The organism is Mesorhizobium sp. WSM4849 (assembly GCF_055811385.1).
Genome location: NZ_JBVVPW010000040.1, coordinates 14,807 through 29,384, shown reverse-complemented (window position 1 = coordinate 29,384; position 14,578 = coordinate 14,807). Strand labels below are relative to the sequence as shown.

Here is a 14,578-nt window from a genome sequence, read left to right as displayed (position 1 = left end):
GAAGACCCTGGCCAGCCGTTTCGAAGGTGTCATGGCCTATCTGCAGGCGCTTGCGGAAGGTCAGTGGCAGGATGGCGAGCAGTCCAGCAAAGATGATATCGTCATCTTCGAAGTGATGGTGGATGATATCGACCTGCCGGACTGGCGCAAACGGCGCGCCGAGCTAGAACGGCGGTTCCGGCAGGACACGGTGATCACCCGCTATATGCCAATGCCGCTCGTATAGAGGCCGTTATCGTGTATCCATCAACGTCAATCCGCAAGACCGAGTACGATCCGGAGACAAGGGTTCTCTCGGTGTGGTTCGTCGCGAGCGGCAGGCGTTATGACTACGAGGCTGTGCCGCCGGAGACCTATGCGGCGTTCCGAAACGCCTTCGTAAAGGGCCGGTTCTTCAACGACCACTTTCGCGACCGTTTCCGGCACCGCCTGATTGCCGAAGCATAGCGACCGTTGCCTGCACGCGGAGACTCATGCGCCGGTTTCGGAGTTTGACGCGCCGGCTGGCTTTGATTCCGGGGAGCCCTTGTGGCGTAGGAAAATCGACAGCAGGACCAGGACGGCCGTCGACATGAATTCCGACTGCCAGTTCTGAAAGGACTCGAACCATAGCTGGGCGTCGAGAAGATAGTCTCCCAGGGATTGAACCTCGCCGCCGTGCCGAAGCGCCTCCTCGTTCGCGGCCGCCAGGCTCGCCCACCAATGCAAGGCAAATGAGATGATGAACAGCAGGGCCAGCGCCAAGCCCAGCGAGTATGAATAGAGCCACGACAGGATCGGGTTGCGCCTGCGGGTGGCGGTCGGAAGTTCGTCCTCGGGCCGGTTGGGATCATCGGGATCACGAGACTCGGCGGAACCGCGCTGGAACAGCATTGCAGTCAGCATGACATAGGCCGACATCTGCAGGAATTCGCTTTCCCAGTTTTCGAAGAGCGCCGAGAGGAAGTCGCCGCTTTTCAAATAAGCCAACAGTCCGATCGCTGCCGAGCCATGCTCACGAAGTTCTTCATTGTAGGCAGAATGCCCCGACCAGATCATGCCGAGTGCGCTGAACAGGAACATCGCCACCAGGGCGATCGTAAGCCCGTTGTCCCGAAATATGGTTCTCATGATCTTGTCTCCCACGGAGCCTTCGGCTAGCGCCAGTTCTCCAGAACCTCTTCAATCCTCACCGCCTCGACTTGCTCGCTGAAGCGAGAGCGGTAGAGCTCCATCAGTGCGTCATGCGTCTGGTCGACCGAACTGCAGATCGCATCGGTCGCAAGGACGACACGAAAAATCACGGTCGATGGCGCCGAGGACCGTGGCAAGCACGCAGACATCGGTTTCGCCGCCGGTGATGACCAGCGTGTCGATCCCTGACCCATTGAGCATCGCGTCGAGCCGGCCTTCAGTCCACGGCGAATAGACATGCTTGTCGAGCGTTCTTGCCGGCGGCACGAACCGCGCCAAAGAAGGCATCAGATCGACGAGGCCGGCATCCATGTTGGCAAGGGTGACCTCGGCCCAACGTCGATAATACCGCGCCCACATGCCCGGTCCTTCGCCAGGCCGAGCGGCCGGAACAAAACGTGTGAACAGCGTTTGCTGCGGATGTCTTGCGGTCAATTCCTCGATGACCGGCAGCACGTTTTGCGCCCACGGCACGGCCCAAGGCCCGCCCGGCGCGAACAGGCGCTGCATGTCAACGCAAAGATGTAGGGAATTCTCACCAAGCGGACCGTGTACCAGGCCTAGGGCGGCCATGATCAGCCGCGGCCGCGGTCGGGTGATGCATAGCCTCTTCTGAGCGCGGGCATTTTCAACGCAGATGCAATCCTGGTGCAATGGCAAGGCGTTCATTCCATAGACGCTAACCCAAAACGCTCGGAAACCGTCGATGGGCATATGCGGCAGGTCTGGTGCGACACGAGCGGGAGAGAGCTGATCGAAAAATTCAGCATCGCGGGCAAGGGCCATGGCGCACCATTGAAGACGCCCGGCGACAATGGCCTCGGCAGCGCGGGGCCTTTCATGCTGGATGTAGGGATATCCTCGACCCGCCATATCGCTTGCTTCTGGGGCAGTATGGAGACAGGAGCGCAAGGCCCAAGGACAAAGATCTCCGCCGATGGCGCAACCCTTTCTGGAACCATACTCCTAGCCGGCCGCGAAACGGAGGAAAAACCGCGGGCGGACCACGTTGTCGCGGCAAGAAAGACCCTGCTGCTCAATACGGTTGGTTCGCAAGCCTATGTTACGAAAGTCATCGAGGACGCGCTGCGAGCGGGTGGCTTGATGCGGTAGGAGGGATCCAGCGGCCGCAAAGTCAGCTCTGAGGACTATGAAGAGGGAGCGAATTCCCCGCTACCTTTCGGCAGCGGGGTTCCTCGATCAAAGGCGGTTGCCGTCACGGGCACGGTCGCGCTCGATCTCGTCGGGGGTATAGTCTTCCGCATCGGCGTCGAATCCCGTCCAACCACCCGCCTCGTAGTCCCTGCGACGTTCGGCTACATCGACCGATCTGGATTGACTGAGGATCTGCTCGACGCTCGGCACCAGCTCGTCCGCGACTTTGGCCGTGACCAGGGTCCCGCCACGTCGGATGCCCTCTGCGTAAACATGTGCATCGCTTTCCGGCACGCCGGAATCCGTAAGGGCGCCGATGATCCCGCCGGCGGCACCGCCGACGGCAGCTCCGGCCAGTGCACCTACGGCGGTGGCCGCAAGCCAGCCAGCCGCCACGACCGGTCCGACGCCAGGAATGGCCATGATGCCCAACCCCGTCAGCAACCCGCCGGTACCGCCTACCACCGCTCCTATCCCGGCGCCACCGGCGGCATCTTCAGCGGCTTCCGAGCGATCATCATCATACCAGTCGCTCGAATTGTTGGCGACGATGCTGATATCCGAATGCGGGATTCCCGTTGCTTCCAATTCGCCGACCGCATTGGATGCGTCGTCATAGTTATCGAACAGTCCAGTTACTGTTTTCATTTGATCTCTCCTTGGTTTTGTTAGTTATTGCCGTCAACGATGTTGCCCTGATAGTCGAGCGCGACGGGGATGTTTTTCCCATCCTTGCTCGCCTGGCCGCGCCAAATGCCCTGGTCGTCCTTGATAAGCTTGGATACGTTCGAGTAGCCTGCATCCTCAATTCGGTCCTTGGCTTGGTCTTCGGTGAAGCTGTTCGCGCCGGGTTCCGGGGCGGATGGACTTGGAGTATCGGTCGTTTTGACAGCCGGCGTTGTTGAGTTCGCTGCTGACGAAGAATCCGTGCCGATGGTTGTGGCGATCTTTTCGATCATCTCCTTGTGCATTTTGAGTGTCGCCAACGTCTCCTGTGCGAACACCTTAAGCGGCCTGTTGTCGCCGTCCTTCGCATATGACTCGAACAAGGAAACTGCGTCGGCATGCGCACTGCGCTGCATATCGAGGTAAGGCTGATCGAGCGGCGCCTTGCCGTCCTGAAGCTTCTGCAACTCGGACCTATGGGGGGCATCCAGGTCGACGGGAAGCTGCAGCTTCTGCTCGCCGGCGATGGACTGCAGCCTGGCGTTGGCTGCATTGTGATCTTCGATCATCTTTTGTGCGAATTCTTTGACATTTTGGTCGGTTACCTTGTCCTGAGCGATCTTACTTGCGTCGACTTCGAATTTGCCGCCGACAGCGGCCTTGTCGACGAAGTCCTGCGCGGTATCCGCAGCGAAAGCGGGCATCGCGAGGACTAGGGAGACGGCAGCGAGCGAGGCGAATGGGTGTCGCGTTTTCATGGATTTGTCCTTGTTAGTGCACGAGTGTGCGATGAATCCTAACAAGCCCATGATCGCTTTGTTCCGGCGCGAAAGAGATATGTCTGAGCGTCTGAGTCGTAGGCAGAACTCTCTGCCGCGCGACGAGGGCAATGAGCCAAGCCCAGTCGCAAAGCAAAAAAGAGAACGCTCGAACCGAGGGAACTCAGCCTCTACCTGCGAACTGTCTCCGGACCTCGAGCATTCTGAGCATTCACGGGGACGCGAGGTGTTTCTTGTTCATTGCGCGTCACGGCAACGGCCGCAACGAACGCCTTCGCCGCCGCGTCACACATAGTCCGCGAAGGCCCGTTAGAATAAAGAATGACCTTCGCAGCTTTCAGTGAGAGACCATGCCTTTGCGCGAAGGATTCAACCTCATACGAGTGGTTCTCGGAGGCGGGGTCGGGATTGCTTTTGATCTTGCCCATACGGGCCGTGTACGCGGATATACGAACCCAGCCTATATCAAATGTTAGTGCCGGAACCGAATCGGCGCAGCAATATTAGAGCGTCATGAGCACGCGCGGCGCTGATTTTCTATATCGCTGGATTTCTAGCATATGCCTGAGGGCGCGATCGGTGATCCAGTGTTGGTAGTAACCGACCTGGCTGATAGCGCCATGAAGGCCGCCGGTGCACAAGGCATCGCCAGTGGCGACATCGACGAAGAGATCGGAAGCGTTTACGAAGTGATTATCCATGCCTTGCAACGTCGACGTGGCGGACGAGCAGATTGAGGGCACGCACAGGGATAGCGCCGTTACCTTCTGGAAATCTGACAAACACCCGAGCGAAGTATTCACCGCGGCTCCCGCACCATGCTGAGATAGGTTGGATCGAATTCGGCGATTTCCTGCAGTCGGTGCCAGTTCAAAATGGTCACAGTGTAGTTCGCCCAGCTTATCACCCCAACTTTACGCAACGCGCCGATCACCCGGTTCATATGAACAACAGACAGGCCAAGCACGTCGGCCAGCTCGGCCTGTGACAGTGGCAGGTGGAAACTCATGCCGCTGGTGCGCTCCACGACCTGTAGGCGCACGAAAAGCTCGCAGACAAGGTGAGCAAGATGCGCTGTCTTCGACCGCCGCCCCATGGCCACGATCCACTCGCGGTGGATCGCGCCGTCTACAAGAGTATCAAGCCACAACAGCCGGGTCAGATGTGGAGCTTCCTCTGTGATGACCCGCAGCCGGCTATGCTCTGCGATAATCACTCGACAGGGCGACAACGCCACTATGCCGTGGTCCATCGTTTTCAGAAGGAATGCGTGAAGGTCGACAAAATCGCCCGGCACCTGCAATGAGGTGAACTGCCGCCCGCCGTCCTCGAGCACTTTATAGCGGGCGGCCAGGCCCTCAAGAATCAACGTGCTGTTGGTTGGCCTGGATCCCTCCGAAACCAGGTCCTGTCCGGTCGAAAAATCCTTCTCGAACGACATGGCGCCGGCCAACAAAGCCTTTTCCGCATCGGAGAGGGCATCGTGCTGGCCGAGGTTGAGATATAGGGACTCAAGCATCCTAGCCTCCAGCAATCGCGCCTGAACGCCGATCGCCGAGGGTTATTTGGAAGCGCACTGCGCGGCTTCGGACCTCTAGGCCTTCGGCAGATGGCGGACACTAACAATTGTTACAATGCACCCCATCCTACTGAAATGCCATCGCTGCGGAACAATGGCGATCAACCCGAATTAGAACACGATGATAGCGTCGGGTTTTCCGAAGATGCAGCACTTTTATTTTGACGTCTACGACTCGGATGGTCCAGAGACGGACACCGAGGGGCAATTGTTAGAGACGCCCGAACGAGCGAGAACAGAGGCGCTTCGGATATTGCACGACATCGCACACGACGAGATGCCGGATGTTAATCTTGTGACGATCACAGTCAAAATCCGAACCGACGGTGATTGGCAAATTTTCGAGGCGTCACTCACCCTGACATCAGATTGGAGTCGTTAGACATACTAACGGTAGTCGGGAGCACGCGCAGCTAAACTCGCGCCTAGTTCGATTCGCTCAAAGAATCCAATATGCGGAGACCGGAACTCGGCTTCCGGGGTTTAAGCAGACGTTGCTGCCGCGCCGCCTTCTCAAACGCAATGAAGGCGATATCCGGCGTACAGGTTCCTTCCCTTGCTGCGACGAGAAGGCGAGCAGCCTCCCTGTAGACGTCTGCCTCTTTGTTCGGCCATTGCCCAGCCAATGCTAGCTCAGCCTCAGTGATCGATGACACCTGCATCAAGCGTCCATCTACAAAGCGGATCAAGAGCGGTAGAAACTTACCCATCGTGCGCGAACCCCGTTTTGCGAGATCGGCATAACGCGACCGTCGCGAAGTGGTTGCATCCCTGCGTGAGCCTGCAAACAGAACTCGAAGATGTGACCGCGCATGCGAGACGGAGTGGCCGCATTCGGGTCTCGTCGTTCTCACGCTGGCGCTGTTGCTTACCGGCGGCCTCTCGAATGGTCGAATGGTCACGGCCCACAGCGTTTGCACGCAATACGGCCCGTCAAGCGACGGCCGTATTTTCATCTCGTCTCTTAGAATATCAGGTAGAAATATCAGGACTTCCCGCCCTTCCGGCCCGCCTCCGAAGCACGCTCAGGATCATTGGCGAAGTTTCCGCTGCCGCCCCGATTTTCGCCGCTCTGCTGCTTATTCTTGCCTTCCTGGGCTTCCTGCTGCTCGCCGCGGTTGCGGTCATTGTCGTCCTGATGCTTGCGACTCTGCTGGCCCGAAGACGCACCAGTCCGATGGCCAAAACATGACGATTCCCCCTGATGCTCCTAAGCCTCGCGAGTAGCGCGGGTCGCATCCATGCTTTGCATGTTGTTGTGCGCTTCTACTTTGGCGCGAATGGCGGTGTCCGGTGAAACGCGCGGCCGTTTTAGGCCGCGCCAAGAAATCAGCGCGAAGCTTTGTAGAGCTTGGCTGCAATTTCCATCATTTCTTCGGGTGCATAGTCTGGAGTGAAGGCAGAAGGCACGCCGCTTAATTGGTGTATCTTACCTCCATCAGGCATACCTTCGATGACTTCAAGCTCGCCGGGCGGGTCACCGGGAAGCGCCGTTTCGCCCTGTCCCCATATTCCGGCAATGTCCTTGTAGTCCTCCGGACTGAATGTATAGAGCCGTCGGTGCGAACCCTCATCAAGGTATTTCTGGCACTCCGGAATGTTTCCGAGATAGATGTTTGGAGTCGGCAGCATCTTCTCGATTTCAACGCCTGTCAGGTTCTTGATTGCCAGCGCATAGGCGTGCGCGTGAACCGAACCCCGCACGAGGAGATAGCCGCAAACCTCACGGCCGGTCGGATCAGTTAGGGACTCGTAGACCCGCAGCTTGTGCAGTCGGGCCCCGCATTCCAGGTGGAAATTATGGAGCAGATCAACGATGACATTTCCCGTCGTCGTGACAAAATCCATGTTCCAGGACGAACCGTTACTGTTCATCGGCATGGCCCCGCCGGCATTGGAGAAGAATGCCCCAGCCAGGCGAATGTCCTTCATTGCCTCATAAGGTGCGCCTGAGATGTCCCCGCCGTCCTTCTCATCCGCGCCTTCGAGGTCAGGGCCGTTGTTCAGCATGGCAACGCCGTTACTGACGAGCTCGACGTGACCAAGCTCCTCTGCGGTTATTGCTGCCACCAGGCCGTAAAAGGGCTTGAGCTTCGACTTGCTACGAAAATTGAAGCTTTGGAACAGGTAGTTTCCCAGGGTCGACATTTCACCGTATTTGCCCCCGAGCAATTCTTGCAGGGCGGCACCCGCGTTGGGATCCACCTGGGTAGGAGCGGGTAGTTCAATCTGTAACTTGTCCACGCGCAAAAACATTTGGAGCTCCTTTGATTAGAGTTCAGTGAAGCCCAACTTCCCCACATGAGAGTTGTTCCGCAGCCGTCGCGGCGAAAGGTCGATTACAAATTGACGAATTCTGACTAGCAGTTCTGCAAAGATTCGACGCTAAATTCGGCATCGGCCAGGCCGGCTAGGAGCGTACAGAAGGGGCCGCGCCAAGCTTCTTCGCAAATACGTGTGACGCCCGGATACTACATCAAATGCAAATGACCGACGGGCATTTAGGGCCCACGGTGGATGAGTCGCTGGCAAATCGAACGGGCGCCGGTGCTTGAGAGTGAACATCGTACTCCCGCCCTTAAAAGGAGTTCCGCGATGGACAAACGCGAGGAATGCGCCGCCGTTTCTGCTCATGACTATTCGGTCATCAAGGGTGCCTTCAAGGCTATGGTGGCTGAAGGGCTGCCTGAACATGTGTGGGCCGAAGTTGCCGAGAGAATGGTTGGCGATTTGACCAGGTCGATCAACATTGATCCCGAGCTAGTCATGAGGATAATCCGCAGGTGACTCAACGGCGCGTCGACAAGGAGAAGTTTGAGCGGGCCGACCGCGAGGCGAAGCTCGCGCTCGAGACAGAGCGGCGTCATCGTGAAGCGAAAACCGCGCGTCTTCGTGAGCAGCGGCTCGCTGCCGGAATGGCGAATGCCAACCCAGAGCGAAGCTACTCGCCGAAGCTCTCATCGTAGCCAAATTTGAACACTTAGCCTTGCCGTTCGCTTAATGCGCTCCGCCGGCTTGTGACGGAATGAGCACCCGCGGTACGAACTTCTTGCACAAATGGCTGAGCAGCGGCCTGCCTGAGAGACCATCTGCCTGCACAAAAGGTAGCATCGTCAGCTCAAGATGAACGTGAGGAAGAAGAAACCGGCAATAGCAATTACCGAAATGACATTGGGCCACCATACGGCATCGTGGGCCGGTTTGGCTGGCTTGTACCTGTGCCCCGTGCGGGGCAGCAGGTCCGGATCGTAGCGCATGTGGCGCTTAGGGTCGTATTTGATTAGCCGTTTCATCTTCGTGCACCCCATATTGCGACACATAGGATGGCGGCGGGTGCTCGGGATCGGCATGATATAGCACCTCGCCAAAGAGGATGCCGCTGGTGTGGTTGTTGGTTCTAACCCGGGTCATGAAGTCCGCGCCATGCGTTGAGCAAGTTCTAGCGGCCCGGCAGCCCTATTGGGGTGACCATCAGCCGGCCGCCGGGCCTTGACCACCAGCGAGCTTAAGAGGAGGCGCTGTGCTGGCTGACCAAAAACTTGCGCTCAAAGGCAACGGAAAAGCATCATGTGAACGAACACTGCCCCCGGAAGCTTCTTCCAGCCGATGGAGGCACCATGAAACGCAAGCCCAGCAAAACCGGATTCACCAAACTGCTCTCCGCCGACACCACACATGGATGTCGGCCGATCCGCTGATCGGACTGCTCGAACTGGAGACCGACAGCGGCACGATTGAGCTGGGCCATGAATAGGATCGTGCCCGAGCGACTTCTTTCTGCTGTCGTTGAATTTCTTCAGGCCGGCGAGGGAGATGACGCGCCAACGTTTGCTGTCGAGCGTTCGCAGTGACGGCAAAGCACTCGGCAACCGGTCATTCTTGAACCAGCTTCAAACGACTATATCGGCGGAGGCTTTCTTCGATGACCATAGCGGTTGAGATAGCGACGCCCCTGGGTCCGAACTTCCTTGTGGCTTCCAAACTGCCGAGCGTAGCTCCAGCAAACAATCTGCCGTCGTTTGATGTTGATGGATCGTTTGCCGCCGACAGCAGATATTCATCAACGTCGTTGTAAAGCTCATTGGGAGCCGGCATTTTCAGTTGAACAAGCTGATCAACCGTTGCCCTAGTTCGGCTCTCCCTCTCAAAAAACCAGAAGTATGCCATGTAGCGAGCGAAGCCGTAGAGGGCCAGCACCATTTGAGCCAACCAAATTGCGATGGTGGCTGCCGCGGCCACCACCAATGCGGCCGGCCGATCGTTCCAGATCGACGCTATAGCCAGGACGATCGCAAAATCCAAAATTGACCAAAGGATAATGCCTGCCCAAAAGCTGCGGCTCTCAGATGACTGAAACCTTGTGGCCATGATTGCTGTGCCCCTCGCATGATGGTCATCGTGGAGCAACGTCTAGTGACTCGCAAGCTTCGCCCCGCAAGGGCGCGAAAGCCCTAAGCGGTGCCGCCGCGTCCAGACGCGCCGGCAATGGCGGATGACCTCATTCCAAAGCTGAAATGCGCCAAGTGCGGCGGCAAGAAAGTCGGGCTGATCTACACGCCCGACACCATCCCGAATGCGTACGGCAAGGCAAAGGACGGGCGATGACCGGCAGCAAGACACGATCTCAATTTGGTGCACCGCGCGAGCGCTTGGCGTGTGGGTCCTTGGAACGGAGTCGCATCATCGGCGTTACGGCCAACCAAACGCTGCCAACGATATGGAGGAACGGGCGTGATCGAGTTGACCGAGAGGGAAAAGCGCTTTCTCAAGCGCGTTGGCACCATCACTCACATTCCCTGGTCGAACAAAGTCACAGCCGCAGATGCCAAAGGCAAGCCCATGCGTATCGCAAGGGCAACGTTTGCCCGATTAAGAGACGACGGTATCATCATCCGATCTACAAGCGACCTGACCTCGAACACCTACGTCATTAATCCTGCACCCGTGACGCCACAAGTCGAGGAAGTGCAGGAAGCGTCCTGATCGGGCGGGATTAACAAACCCGCAAAGCCGGAGGCTTTGCAGGATCGCCCTGATCTCAGCGCCCGATGATCGCGATGTCGTTGTCGCGCATCGTGTCGAGGATCCGCTTGTGCCGGCGCTCTCGCGCCTTCTCGCATGAGACAGCGCCCGCCGTGACTGCACCAAGCCATGACACTTCTGTGCATGATTCCCCCAAACCTCGCTAAGGCATCGCGCGGGCACGGGCGGCGCGTCAATCCTTCTTCAGCCTCACGCCGGCGCCACCGCCATTCTCCGGGATGAACTCGACGCCGGCCGCTTTGAGGGATGCTTGAACGGCCGCGATGGAGTGCCCTGGCGTTGTCGCTTCAGTCTTGATTCTGGTCACGGTGTTCCTGTGCACGCCCGACTTGTCGGCAAGATCGCGGACGGTCCAGTTAAATAGGCCGCGCGCCGCGGACCGAAACATGCTGGAGGCCTTGTCGTCAGAATTAGCACATGTGTGCTGGGCTGACTTTACTCGATCGAGACGTTCCGCGAGCAATTCCGTGGCCAGCTAAGGCCTCTTGCCACACTCAATCAGACCTCCGAGCACATCGTGCGGTGAACGCTTGAGACCATCGCACCTGCAAGTGCGGCGGGCTCATTTGTTTCCGTATGGGACACTGGCACCGGGCAGGACGTTCGCGTCCTGCAGCAATATTTCTGTGGTCATAGAAATGCTGCGAGATCGGATTGTCCCCTCCGATCAGCCCACGACCTCTCCCGCAGGCGCGGGCGTTTTTCGCGCTAGGTGCGACTAGCTCCTGGTATCTCGTCGAGGAGAGTTGGACTGTTGCTCACAGGCATCTGGCCGTCGGGAGTAAGCTTGTCCACCGCGTCGGGCAGTTCTCTTGTGAGCCGGTCAAGAAGTTCGTCGCGGGACAATCCGGTTTGCTCCGCGAGATCGCTCAACGTTTGCGGGGTCGATGGCTTTCTCAACCTGATCGCGCTGAACGGGGCGATTTGATCCTGTACCGACCCAAGAATCAACTTGATCGCCCGCACCCGCATTCCTGAGACGGTCCAGGATATCGCCGAGGCCGTCGGGAGAGCCGGCGCTTTTGGGATCTGTCGAGTTCCTACCGGCGATTAACTCGCCGATCTTGTCCCTATTCTTGTAGGCAAGAAGGCCAAGCAAGGTTATGGCGACTTTTCCTATGTCAAGGCTCATTTCGCATCTCCTTCCATGAAGAAGGGACAAGGCATGCGGCTTTGAAAGGTTCCACTGTATTGCTACTGGGCTGGTTTACCGTTCGGTGAGCCGAGCGATTGCGGCTTCGCGGTCGGCTTCTGGCGGGACTTCAGCACGGGCGCCCCGCGCAGACTGATGGACGATCCGTGATGCCAATCGTCTCGATCGATTCGCGCGCTTGAGCTTGCGCCAAATCCTCCCAACGAGGAACTCGACGGGTTCTCCGATCGTTGAATGCCTTTGATCGAGCCGCCGTCATGCCGTCCACCTCGATACGCAAAACGGAATACGATCCGGAGCGCAAAGTCCTTTCGGTGTGGTTCGTGGCCAGCGGTAAATGCTACCAATTTGAGGAAGTGCCGCCGGATACCTTCGCCGCGTTCAAAGCCGCCTTTGCCAAGGGCCGCTACTTCAACGACCACATCCGCAATCACTTCCGGTATCGTGTGGTTGCGACCGGCGATGATGCCGGATGACGTCCTATGGACCACGCCCGTCATTCAGGCTGGTGGCGACGCTATGAGGTGGTAGAAGACTCGTCCGACGACCCCGGCAAACGATCGCGAATGGCTTCCTCGGTTCGCTTTGCGGTCGATTCCACAACTTTGCCGACCTTGTCTGCTAGCGTGTCGGCATCTCCACCCGAGCCTTGCCGGTCGGCCTCTTCCTTAACCGTTTCGTAGGCCTCGGCGGCAACTTGCTTTGCTTGCTCCAGGCCCGTTTCGAGAACCTCCTCCGCACTGTCGCGAATTTTGTCGCGGTAGGCGCCAAGTTGCTCGTCCTCTGTGGCTGTGTGGGGCAGCATCACCCCGATAGCAGTGCCCAGCGCAAGGCCGACTGCGGCGATAGCCAGCGGTTCGCGCTCGAAGAGGTCCTGTGCCGATTGGCGCGTCCGAGCCGCTATCTCGCTGGCGCTTGAGCCGAGCTGGCCGGCGGTTGTTGTCATCCTCTCCTTGGCACCCGTCACAGCATTTGTTGCAGCTTCGGCCGCGCCGCTTGCAGCTGATGTAACCGAACCGGCGGTATCGGATATCATCGCCCCGATTCCGGGCCCTTCGTTGCCCTGGCTGAAATCATCGCCGCGCAGGTCGGAGAAAGCGTCAGGACCCGTTCCTGTCCGATAAGCGGCGGCAGCTGAACTAGACGCTGACGTGCCGTTGCCGAGCATCAGCCAGGCCAGGCCGGCTCCAATCAACGTCAGCGGCAACGGGTTGTCCCTGACTTGCGACTTGAGGTTCCCAAGCATGGCGGATCCTTCGCCGGCGAACATTCCAGTAAATTCGTCGATCAATTGACCCGGTGTCATCTTGCTGCGGATCGAATCGGCGGTGTCTGCTACTTTCGCCCGGGCGATGTCGGCATCGCGTTCAAGCTCGGCTGCGGATTTGTCGCTCATCTGATTTGATCCTTGATCACGCGCGCGTCGCGCTTGAGTTGGTCTTGTGTGCGATCGGGCGTCAGCTCGGAAGGAGCCATGCTTTTGGTGCCAGAGCGCAAGAGAATGATTCCCAGTATCGCGACGACGATCCCGACCAGCAGCGAGGACCATCCCGCTCCCAAGCCGGCACTCGCCAGGGCGATTACGAGTGCTTGCAAAAGCACTATCAAGGCCGCGAGAAGGCATATCGCGCCGCCCAGAACCTCGGCGGCGCCTGCGCCGGCCTTGCTAATTTTTTCCGAAATTTCGGCCCGCAACAGCCTACTTTCGGTTTGAAGCAGGGTTGTGACCTGCTGTGCCAGATCGCTGACGAGGGTTGCGAGGCCGCGACTTTCCTGATTGTTGGTCATGGGTTCTGCTCCAGGCTTGCGCCTGCCCAGTCGTCGCCGGCCAGATCATCGCCGGCCAAGTCATCGTCGCGCTGGCTGGAGCGGGCCGGCGTCGGGTCGGAGGCCTCTGCCGATCGCGTAGCGGACTCATCCGAGTTCGAAACCGTTTCTGAATCCCTGTGTGTTTGCGATCGACTCTGTGTCTCGGCCCGGGCAGATGGCGGCGAGCTCTTGATAAACCGCCCCAGCGCCAAGCCTGCCAATACTGAACCGGCGATCAGCGCCCCTGAGTTTTCGCGGCCGAACGACCGCATCTCGCCAAGAACATCTTCGAATGGTTTGTCCTTCAACGAAGATGAAAGGCGTTCAAGTGCGCCGGCGGCATCAAGGGTGAACTTTGAAGCGGTCCGTTGATCATTATTGGCCAGATGCTCGCTTGCCGCTCGCAACGCTCCGCTAAAGGCCTTTAGGTTGGAGCTAATATCGCGCTGTGTTCCCTCGGCTTTGTTGAATAGTTCCTGCTTCGCTTCCGCAGCGTAATCGCCCGCCTTCCTGGTGAGTTCATCGCGAGCGTCATGTAGCGCCTCTGTCGCGGTCTGCGTTTCCTGCTGGAACCGCTCGGACAGTTCGCTTTTCGCTGTTTCGAAATCGGCCGGCTTACGGCCCTGATCGTCTTCGCGCTGCATGGTATCTCCTAATGGAATCCGAGGAAGGAGAGGATCGCAAGCACGACGACGACGAGGCCGATGAGATAGATGACACTGTTCATGGTGGCAATCTCCTCCATTGCCTAACGAACTTCCCGGGGGCAAACAGGTTCCATCACTTCCAGCTAAATTAGCGATAGTGAAACAACCGGCGAGCCTGATGAAGTCTCTTGGAAGTTCGCACGCGCCGTGTGCCAAGACGCGGACCTAGGCGGCCGTGCGGAGATTGGTCCGCGCCTCTGTGCACCGGACCTCAAAAGGCTCATGGTCAGCTAGTATAATGAGGCACCATGCCTAGCTCTCATTAAGGTCAAAGCTCACCGGAAGGTTGTAGTCTATTGCACGATTAGCAATCATGTTCGCTAGGTCGGAATCGGAGACCGAACATGCCGGAACAATCTGTTTGAGCGCCTTAACGGCGAGCCCCGTCGATATGAAACTATGGCGCCGCCTCCGAATATTTACATAATGTTCGATGAGATTTTCGAGTTCACGCATGTGCAATCCTTCTTGGACGTCATCTGTGCCTATTGAACCCAGCAGTAATCGATCCGGA

25 protein-coding genes are annotated in these 14,578 nt (G+C 58.1%); 10 read left to right on the top strand and 15 right to left on the bottom strand.

Annotation, left to right across the window (positions count from 1 at the left end; all coding sequences use genetic code 11):
- Positions 1-31 precede the first annotated feature (31 nt).
- Entirely contained in the window at positions 32-226 is a 195-nt protein-coding gene (locus AC0L3L_RS31345; protein WP_473641010.1) for a hypothetical protein, read from the top strand.
- Positions 227-237: 11 nt separating this feature from the next.
- On the top strand, positions 238-447 hold the full coding sequence (locus tag AC0L3L_RS31340; RefSeq protein WP_473530188.1) for a KTSC domain-containing protein: 210 nt from the start codon (positions 238-240) through the stop codon (positions 445-447).
- A 24-nt stretch (positions 448-471) separates the two neighbouring features.
- Here AC0L3L_RS31340 and AC0L3L_RS31335 read toward each other — a convergent pair whose 3' ends face one another.
- Positions 472-1,110, bottom strand: coding sequence for a DUF6766 family protein (locus tag AC0L3L_RS31335; RefSeq protein ID WP_095521282.1), 639 nt, complete (start codon positions 1,108-1,110; stop codon positions 472-474).
- Between the two features lie 111 nt (positions 1,111-1,221).
- Positions 1,222-1,683 (bottom strand): cysteine hydrolase family protein, encoded by a 462-nt coding sequence (locus AC0L3L_RS31330; protein ID WP_473641008.1) that lies wholly within the window; start codon positions 1,681-1,683, stop codon positions 1,222-1,224.
- A 204-nt stretch (positions 1,684-1,887) separates the two neighbouring features.
- Between AC0L3L_RS31330 and AC0L3L_RS31325 the strand changes: the two genes are divergently transcribed.
- On the top strand, positions 1,888-2,286 hold the full coding sequence (locus AC0L3L_RS31325) for a hypothetical protein (RefSeq protein WP_473641006.1): 399 nt from the start codon (positions 1,888-1,890) through the stop codon (positions 2,284-2,286).
- An 87-nt stretch (positions 2,287-2,373) separates the two neighbouring features.
- On the opposite strand, the gene AC0L3L_RS31320 is transcribed toward AC0L3L_RS31325, so the two are convergent.
- Together AC0L3L_RS31320 and AC0L3L_RS31315 are read right to left on the bottom strand one after the other, a co-directional pair.
- Positions 2,374-2,976, bottom strand: coding sequence for a hypothetical protein (locus AC0L3L_RS31320; protein ID WP_095493495.1), 603 nt, complete (start codon positions 2,974-2,976; stop codon positions 2,374-2,376).
- Positions 2,977-2,996: 20 nt separating this feature from the next.
- A complete protein-coding gene (locus tag AC0L3L_RS31315; protein WP_473641055.1) occupies positions 2,997-3,752 on the bottom strand; it encodes a DUF4142 domain-containing protein in 756 nt (251 codons plus the stop codon).
- A gap of 581 nt (positions 3,753-4,333) precedes the next feature.
- Here AC0L3L_RS31315 and AC0L3L_RS31310 point away from each other — a divergent pair.
- Positions 4,334-4,510, top strand: a complete 177-nt coding sequence (locus tag AC0L3L_RS31310; RefSeq protein WP_473641003.1) for a hypothetical protein — start codon at positions 4,334-4,336, stop codon at positions 4,508-4,510.
- A 62-nt stretch (positions 4,511-4,572) separates the two neighbouring features.
- Here AC0L3L_RS31310 and AC0L3L_RS31305 read toward each other — a convergent pair whose 3' ends face one another.
- The gene (locus AC0L3L_RS31305) at positions 4,573-5,292 is read right to left on the bottom strand and encodes a Crp/Fnr family transcriptional regulator (protein ID WP_473641001.1); all 720 of its coding nucleotides are present in this window, start codon (positions 5,290-5,292) and stop codon (positions 4,573-4,575) included.
- Positions 5,293-5,473: 181 nt separating this feature from the next.
- Between AC0L3L_RS31305 and AC0L3L_RS31300 the strand changes: the two genes are divergently transcribed.
- On the top strand, positions 5,474-5,734 hold the full coding sequence (locus tag AC0L3L_RS31300) for a DUF6894 family protein (RefSeq protein ID WP_473640999.1): 261 nt from the start codon (positions 5,474-5,476) through the stop codon (positions 5,732-5,734).
- Positions 5,735-5,777: 43 nt separating this feature from the next.
- On the opposite strand, the gene AC0L3L_RS31295 is transcribed toward AC0L3L_RS31300, so the two are convergent.
- Positions 5,778-6,062, bottom strand: coding sequence for a DUF982 domain-containing protein (locus tag AC0L3L_RS31295; protein ID WP_473640998.1), 285 nt, complete (start codon positions 6,060-6,062; stop codon positions 5,778-5,780).
- 619 nt (positions 6,063-6,681) lie between these two features.
- Entirely contained in the window at positions 6,682-7,608 is a 927-nt protein-coding gene (locus tag AC0L3L_RS31290; RefSeq protein ID WP_095493484.1) for a manganese catalase family protein, read from the bottom strand.
- A gap of 339 nt (positions 7,609-7,947) precedes the next feature.
- Between AC0L3L_RS31290 and AC0L3L_RS31285 the strand changes: the two genes are divergently transcribed.
- Complete coding sequence (locus tag AC0L3L_RS31285) at positions 7,948-8,139, top strand: hypothetical protein (RefSeq protein ID WP_095493483.1); 192 nt, start codon at positions 7,948-7,950, stop codon at positions 8,137-8,139.
- The gene (locus AC0L3L_RS31280; protein WP_095493482.1) at positions 8,136-8,318 is read left to right on the top strand and encodes a hypothetical protein; all 183 of its coding nucleotides are present in this window, start codon (positions 8,136-8,138) and stop codon (positions 8,316-8,318) included. The genes AC0L3L_RS31285 and AC0L3L_RS31280 overlap by 4 nt, the downstream gene beginning before the upstream one ends.
- Positions 8,319-8,465: 147 nt before the next feature.
- On the opposite strand, the gene AC0L3L_RS31275 is transcribed toward AC0L3L_RS31280, so the two are convergent.
- Positions 8,466-8,645, bottom strand: a complete 180-nt coding sequence (locus AC0L3L_RS31275; protein ID WP_473529292.1) for a hypothetical protein — start codon at positions 8,643-8,645, stop codon at positions 8,466-8,468.
- Positions 8,646-8,872: 227 nt separating this feature from the next.
- On the opposite strand from AC0L3L_RS31275, the gene AC0L3L_RS31270 reads away from it, so the two are divergent.
- Entirely contained in the window at positions 8,873-9,106 is a 234-nt protein-coding gene (locus AC0L3L_RS31270) for a hypothetical protein (RefSeq protein ID WP_473640995.1), read from the top strand.
- 119 nt (positions 9,107-9,225) lie between these two features.
- Here AC0L3L_RS31270 and AC0L3L_RS31265 read toward each other — a convergent pair whose 3' ends face one another.
- Complete coding sequence (locus AC0L3L_RS31265) at positions 9,226-9,720, bottom strand: hypothetical protein (protein ID WP_473640993.1); 495 nt, start codon at positions 9,718-9,720, stop codon at positions 9,226-9,228.
- A 363-nt stretch (positions 9,721-10,083) separates the two neighbouring features.
- On the opposite strand from AC0L3L_RS31265, the gene AC0L3L_RS31260 reads away from it, so the two are divergent.
- On the top strand, positions 10,084-10,335 hold the full coding sequence (locus AC0L3L_RS31260) for a hypothetical protein (RefSeq protein ID WP_473529289.1): 252 nt from the start codon (positions 10,084-10,086) through the stop codon (positions 10,333-10,335).
- A 232-nt stretch (positions 10,336-10,567) separates the two neighbouring features.
- Here AC0L3L_RS31260 and AC0L3L_RS31255 read toward each other — a convergent pair whose 3' ends face one another.
- From AC0L3L_RS31255 to AC0L3L_RS31245, 3 genes are all read right to left on the bottom strand, one after another.
- Positions 10,568-10,783, bottom strand: coding sequence for a helix-turn-helix domain-containing protein (locus AC0L3L_RS31255; protein WP_473640991.1), 216 nt, complete (start codon positions 10,781-10,783; stop codon positions 10,568-10,570).
- Between the two features lie 320 nt (positions 10,784-11,103).
- Positions 11,104-11,241, bottom strand: a complete 138-nt coding sequence (locus tag AC0L3L_RS31250; protein ID WP_473640990.1) for a YidB family protein — start codon at positions 11,239-11,241, stop codon at positions 11,104-11,106.
- Positions 11,219-11,527, bottom strand: a complete 309-nt coding sequence (locus tag AC0L3L_RS31245) for a YidB family protein (protein WP_473640988.1) — start codon at positions 11,525-11,527, stop codon at positions 11,219-11,221. Before AC0L3L_RS31245 ends, AC0L3L_RS31250 begins: the two co-directional genes overlap by 23 nt.
- 278 nt (positions 11,528-11,805) lie before the next feature.
- On the opposite strand from AC0L3L_RS31245, the gene AC0L3L_RS31240 reads away from it, so the two are divergent.
- Positions 11,806-12,024 carry a KTSC domain-containing protein gene (locus AC0L3L_RS31240; RefSeq protein WP_095486909.1) on the top strand — a complete coding sequence of 73 codons (219 nt, stop codon included), beginning with the start codon at positions 11,806-11,808 and terminating at the stop codon, positions 12,022-12,024.
- Positions 12,025-12,065: 41 nt separating this feature from the next.
- Here the strand turns inward: AC0L3L_RS31240 and AC0L3L_RS31235 are convergent, their stop codons facing one another.
- From AC0L3L_RS31235 to AC0L3L_RS31225, 3 genes are read right to left on the bottom strand one after another with little or no spacing between them, the layout of a single operon-like run.
- Entirely contained in the window at positions 12,066-12,944 is an 879-nt protein-coding gene (locus AC0L3L_RS31235; RefSeq protein ID WP_473640986.1) for a hypothetical protein, read from the bottom strand.
- Positions 12,941-13,336 carry a phage holin family protein gene (locus AC0L3L_RS31230; RefSeq protein ID WP_095486764.1) on the bottom strand — a complete coding sequence of 132 codons (396 nt, stop codon included), beginning with the start codon at positions 13,334-13,336 and terminating at the stop codon, positions 12,941-12,943. Before AC0L3L_RS31230 ends, AC0L3L_RS31235 begins: the two co-directional genes overlap by 4 nt.
- Positions 13,333-14,001, bottom strand: a complete 669-nt coding sequence (locus AC0L3L_RS31225) for a hypothetical protein (RefSeq protein ID WP_473640984.1) — start codon at positions 13,999-14,001, stop codon at positions 13,333-13,335. Before AC0L3L_RS31225 ends, AC0L3L_RS31230 begins: the two co-directional genes overlap by 4 nt.
- Positions 14,002-14,578: the final 577 nt, after the last annotated feature.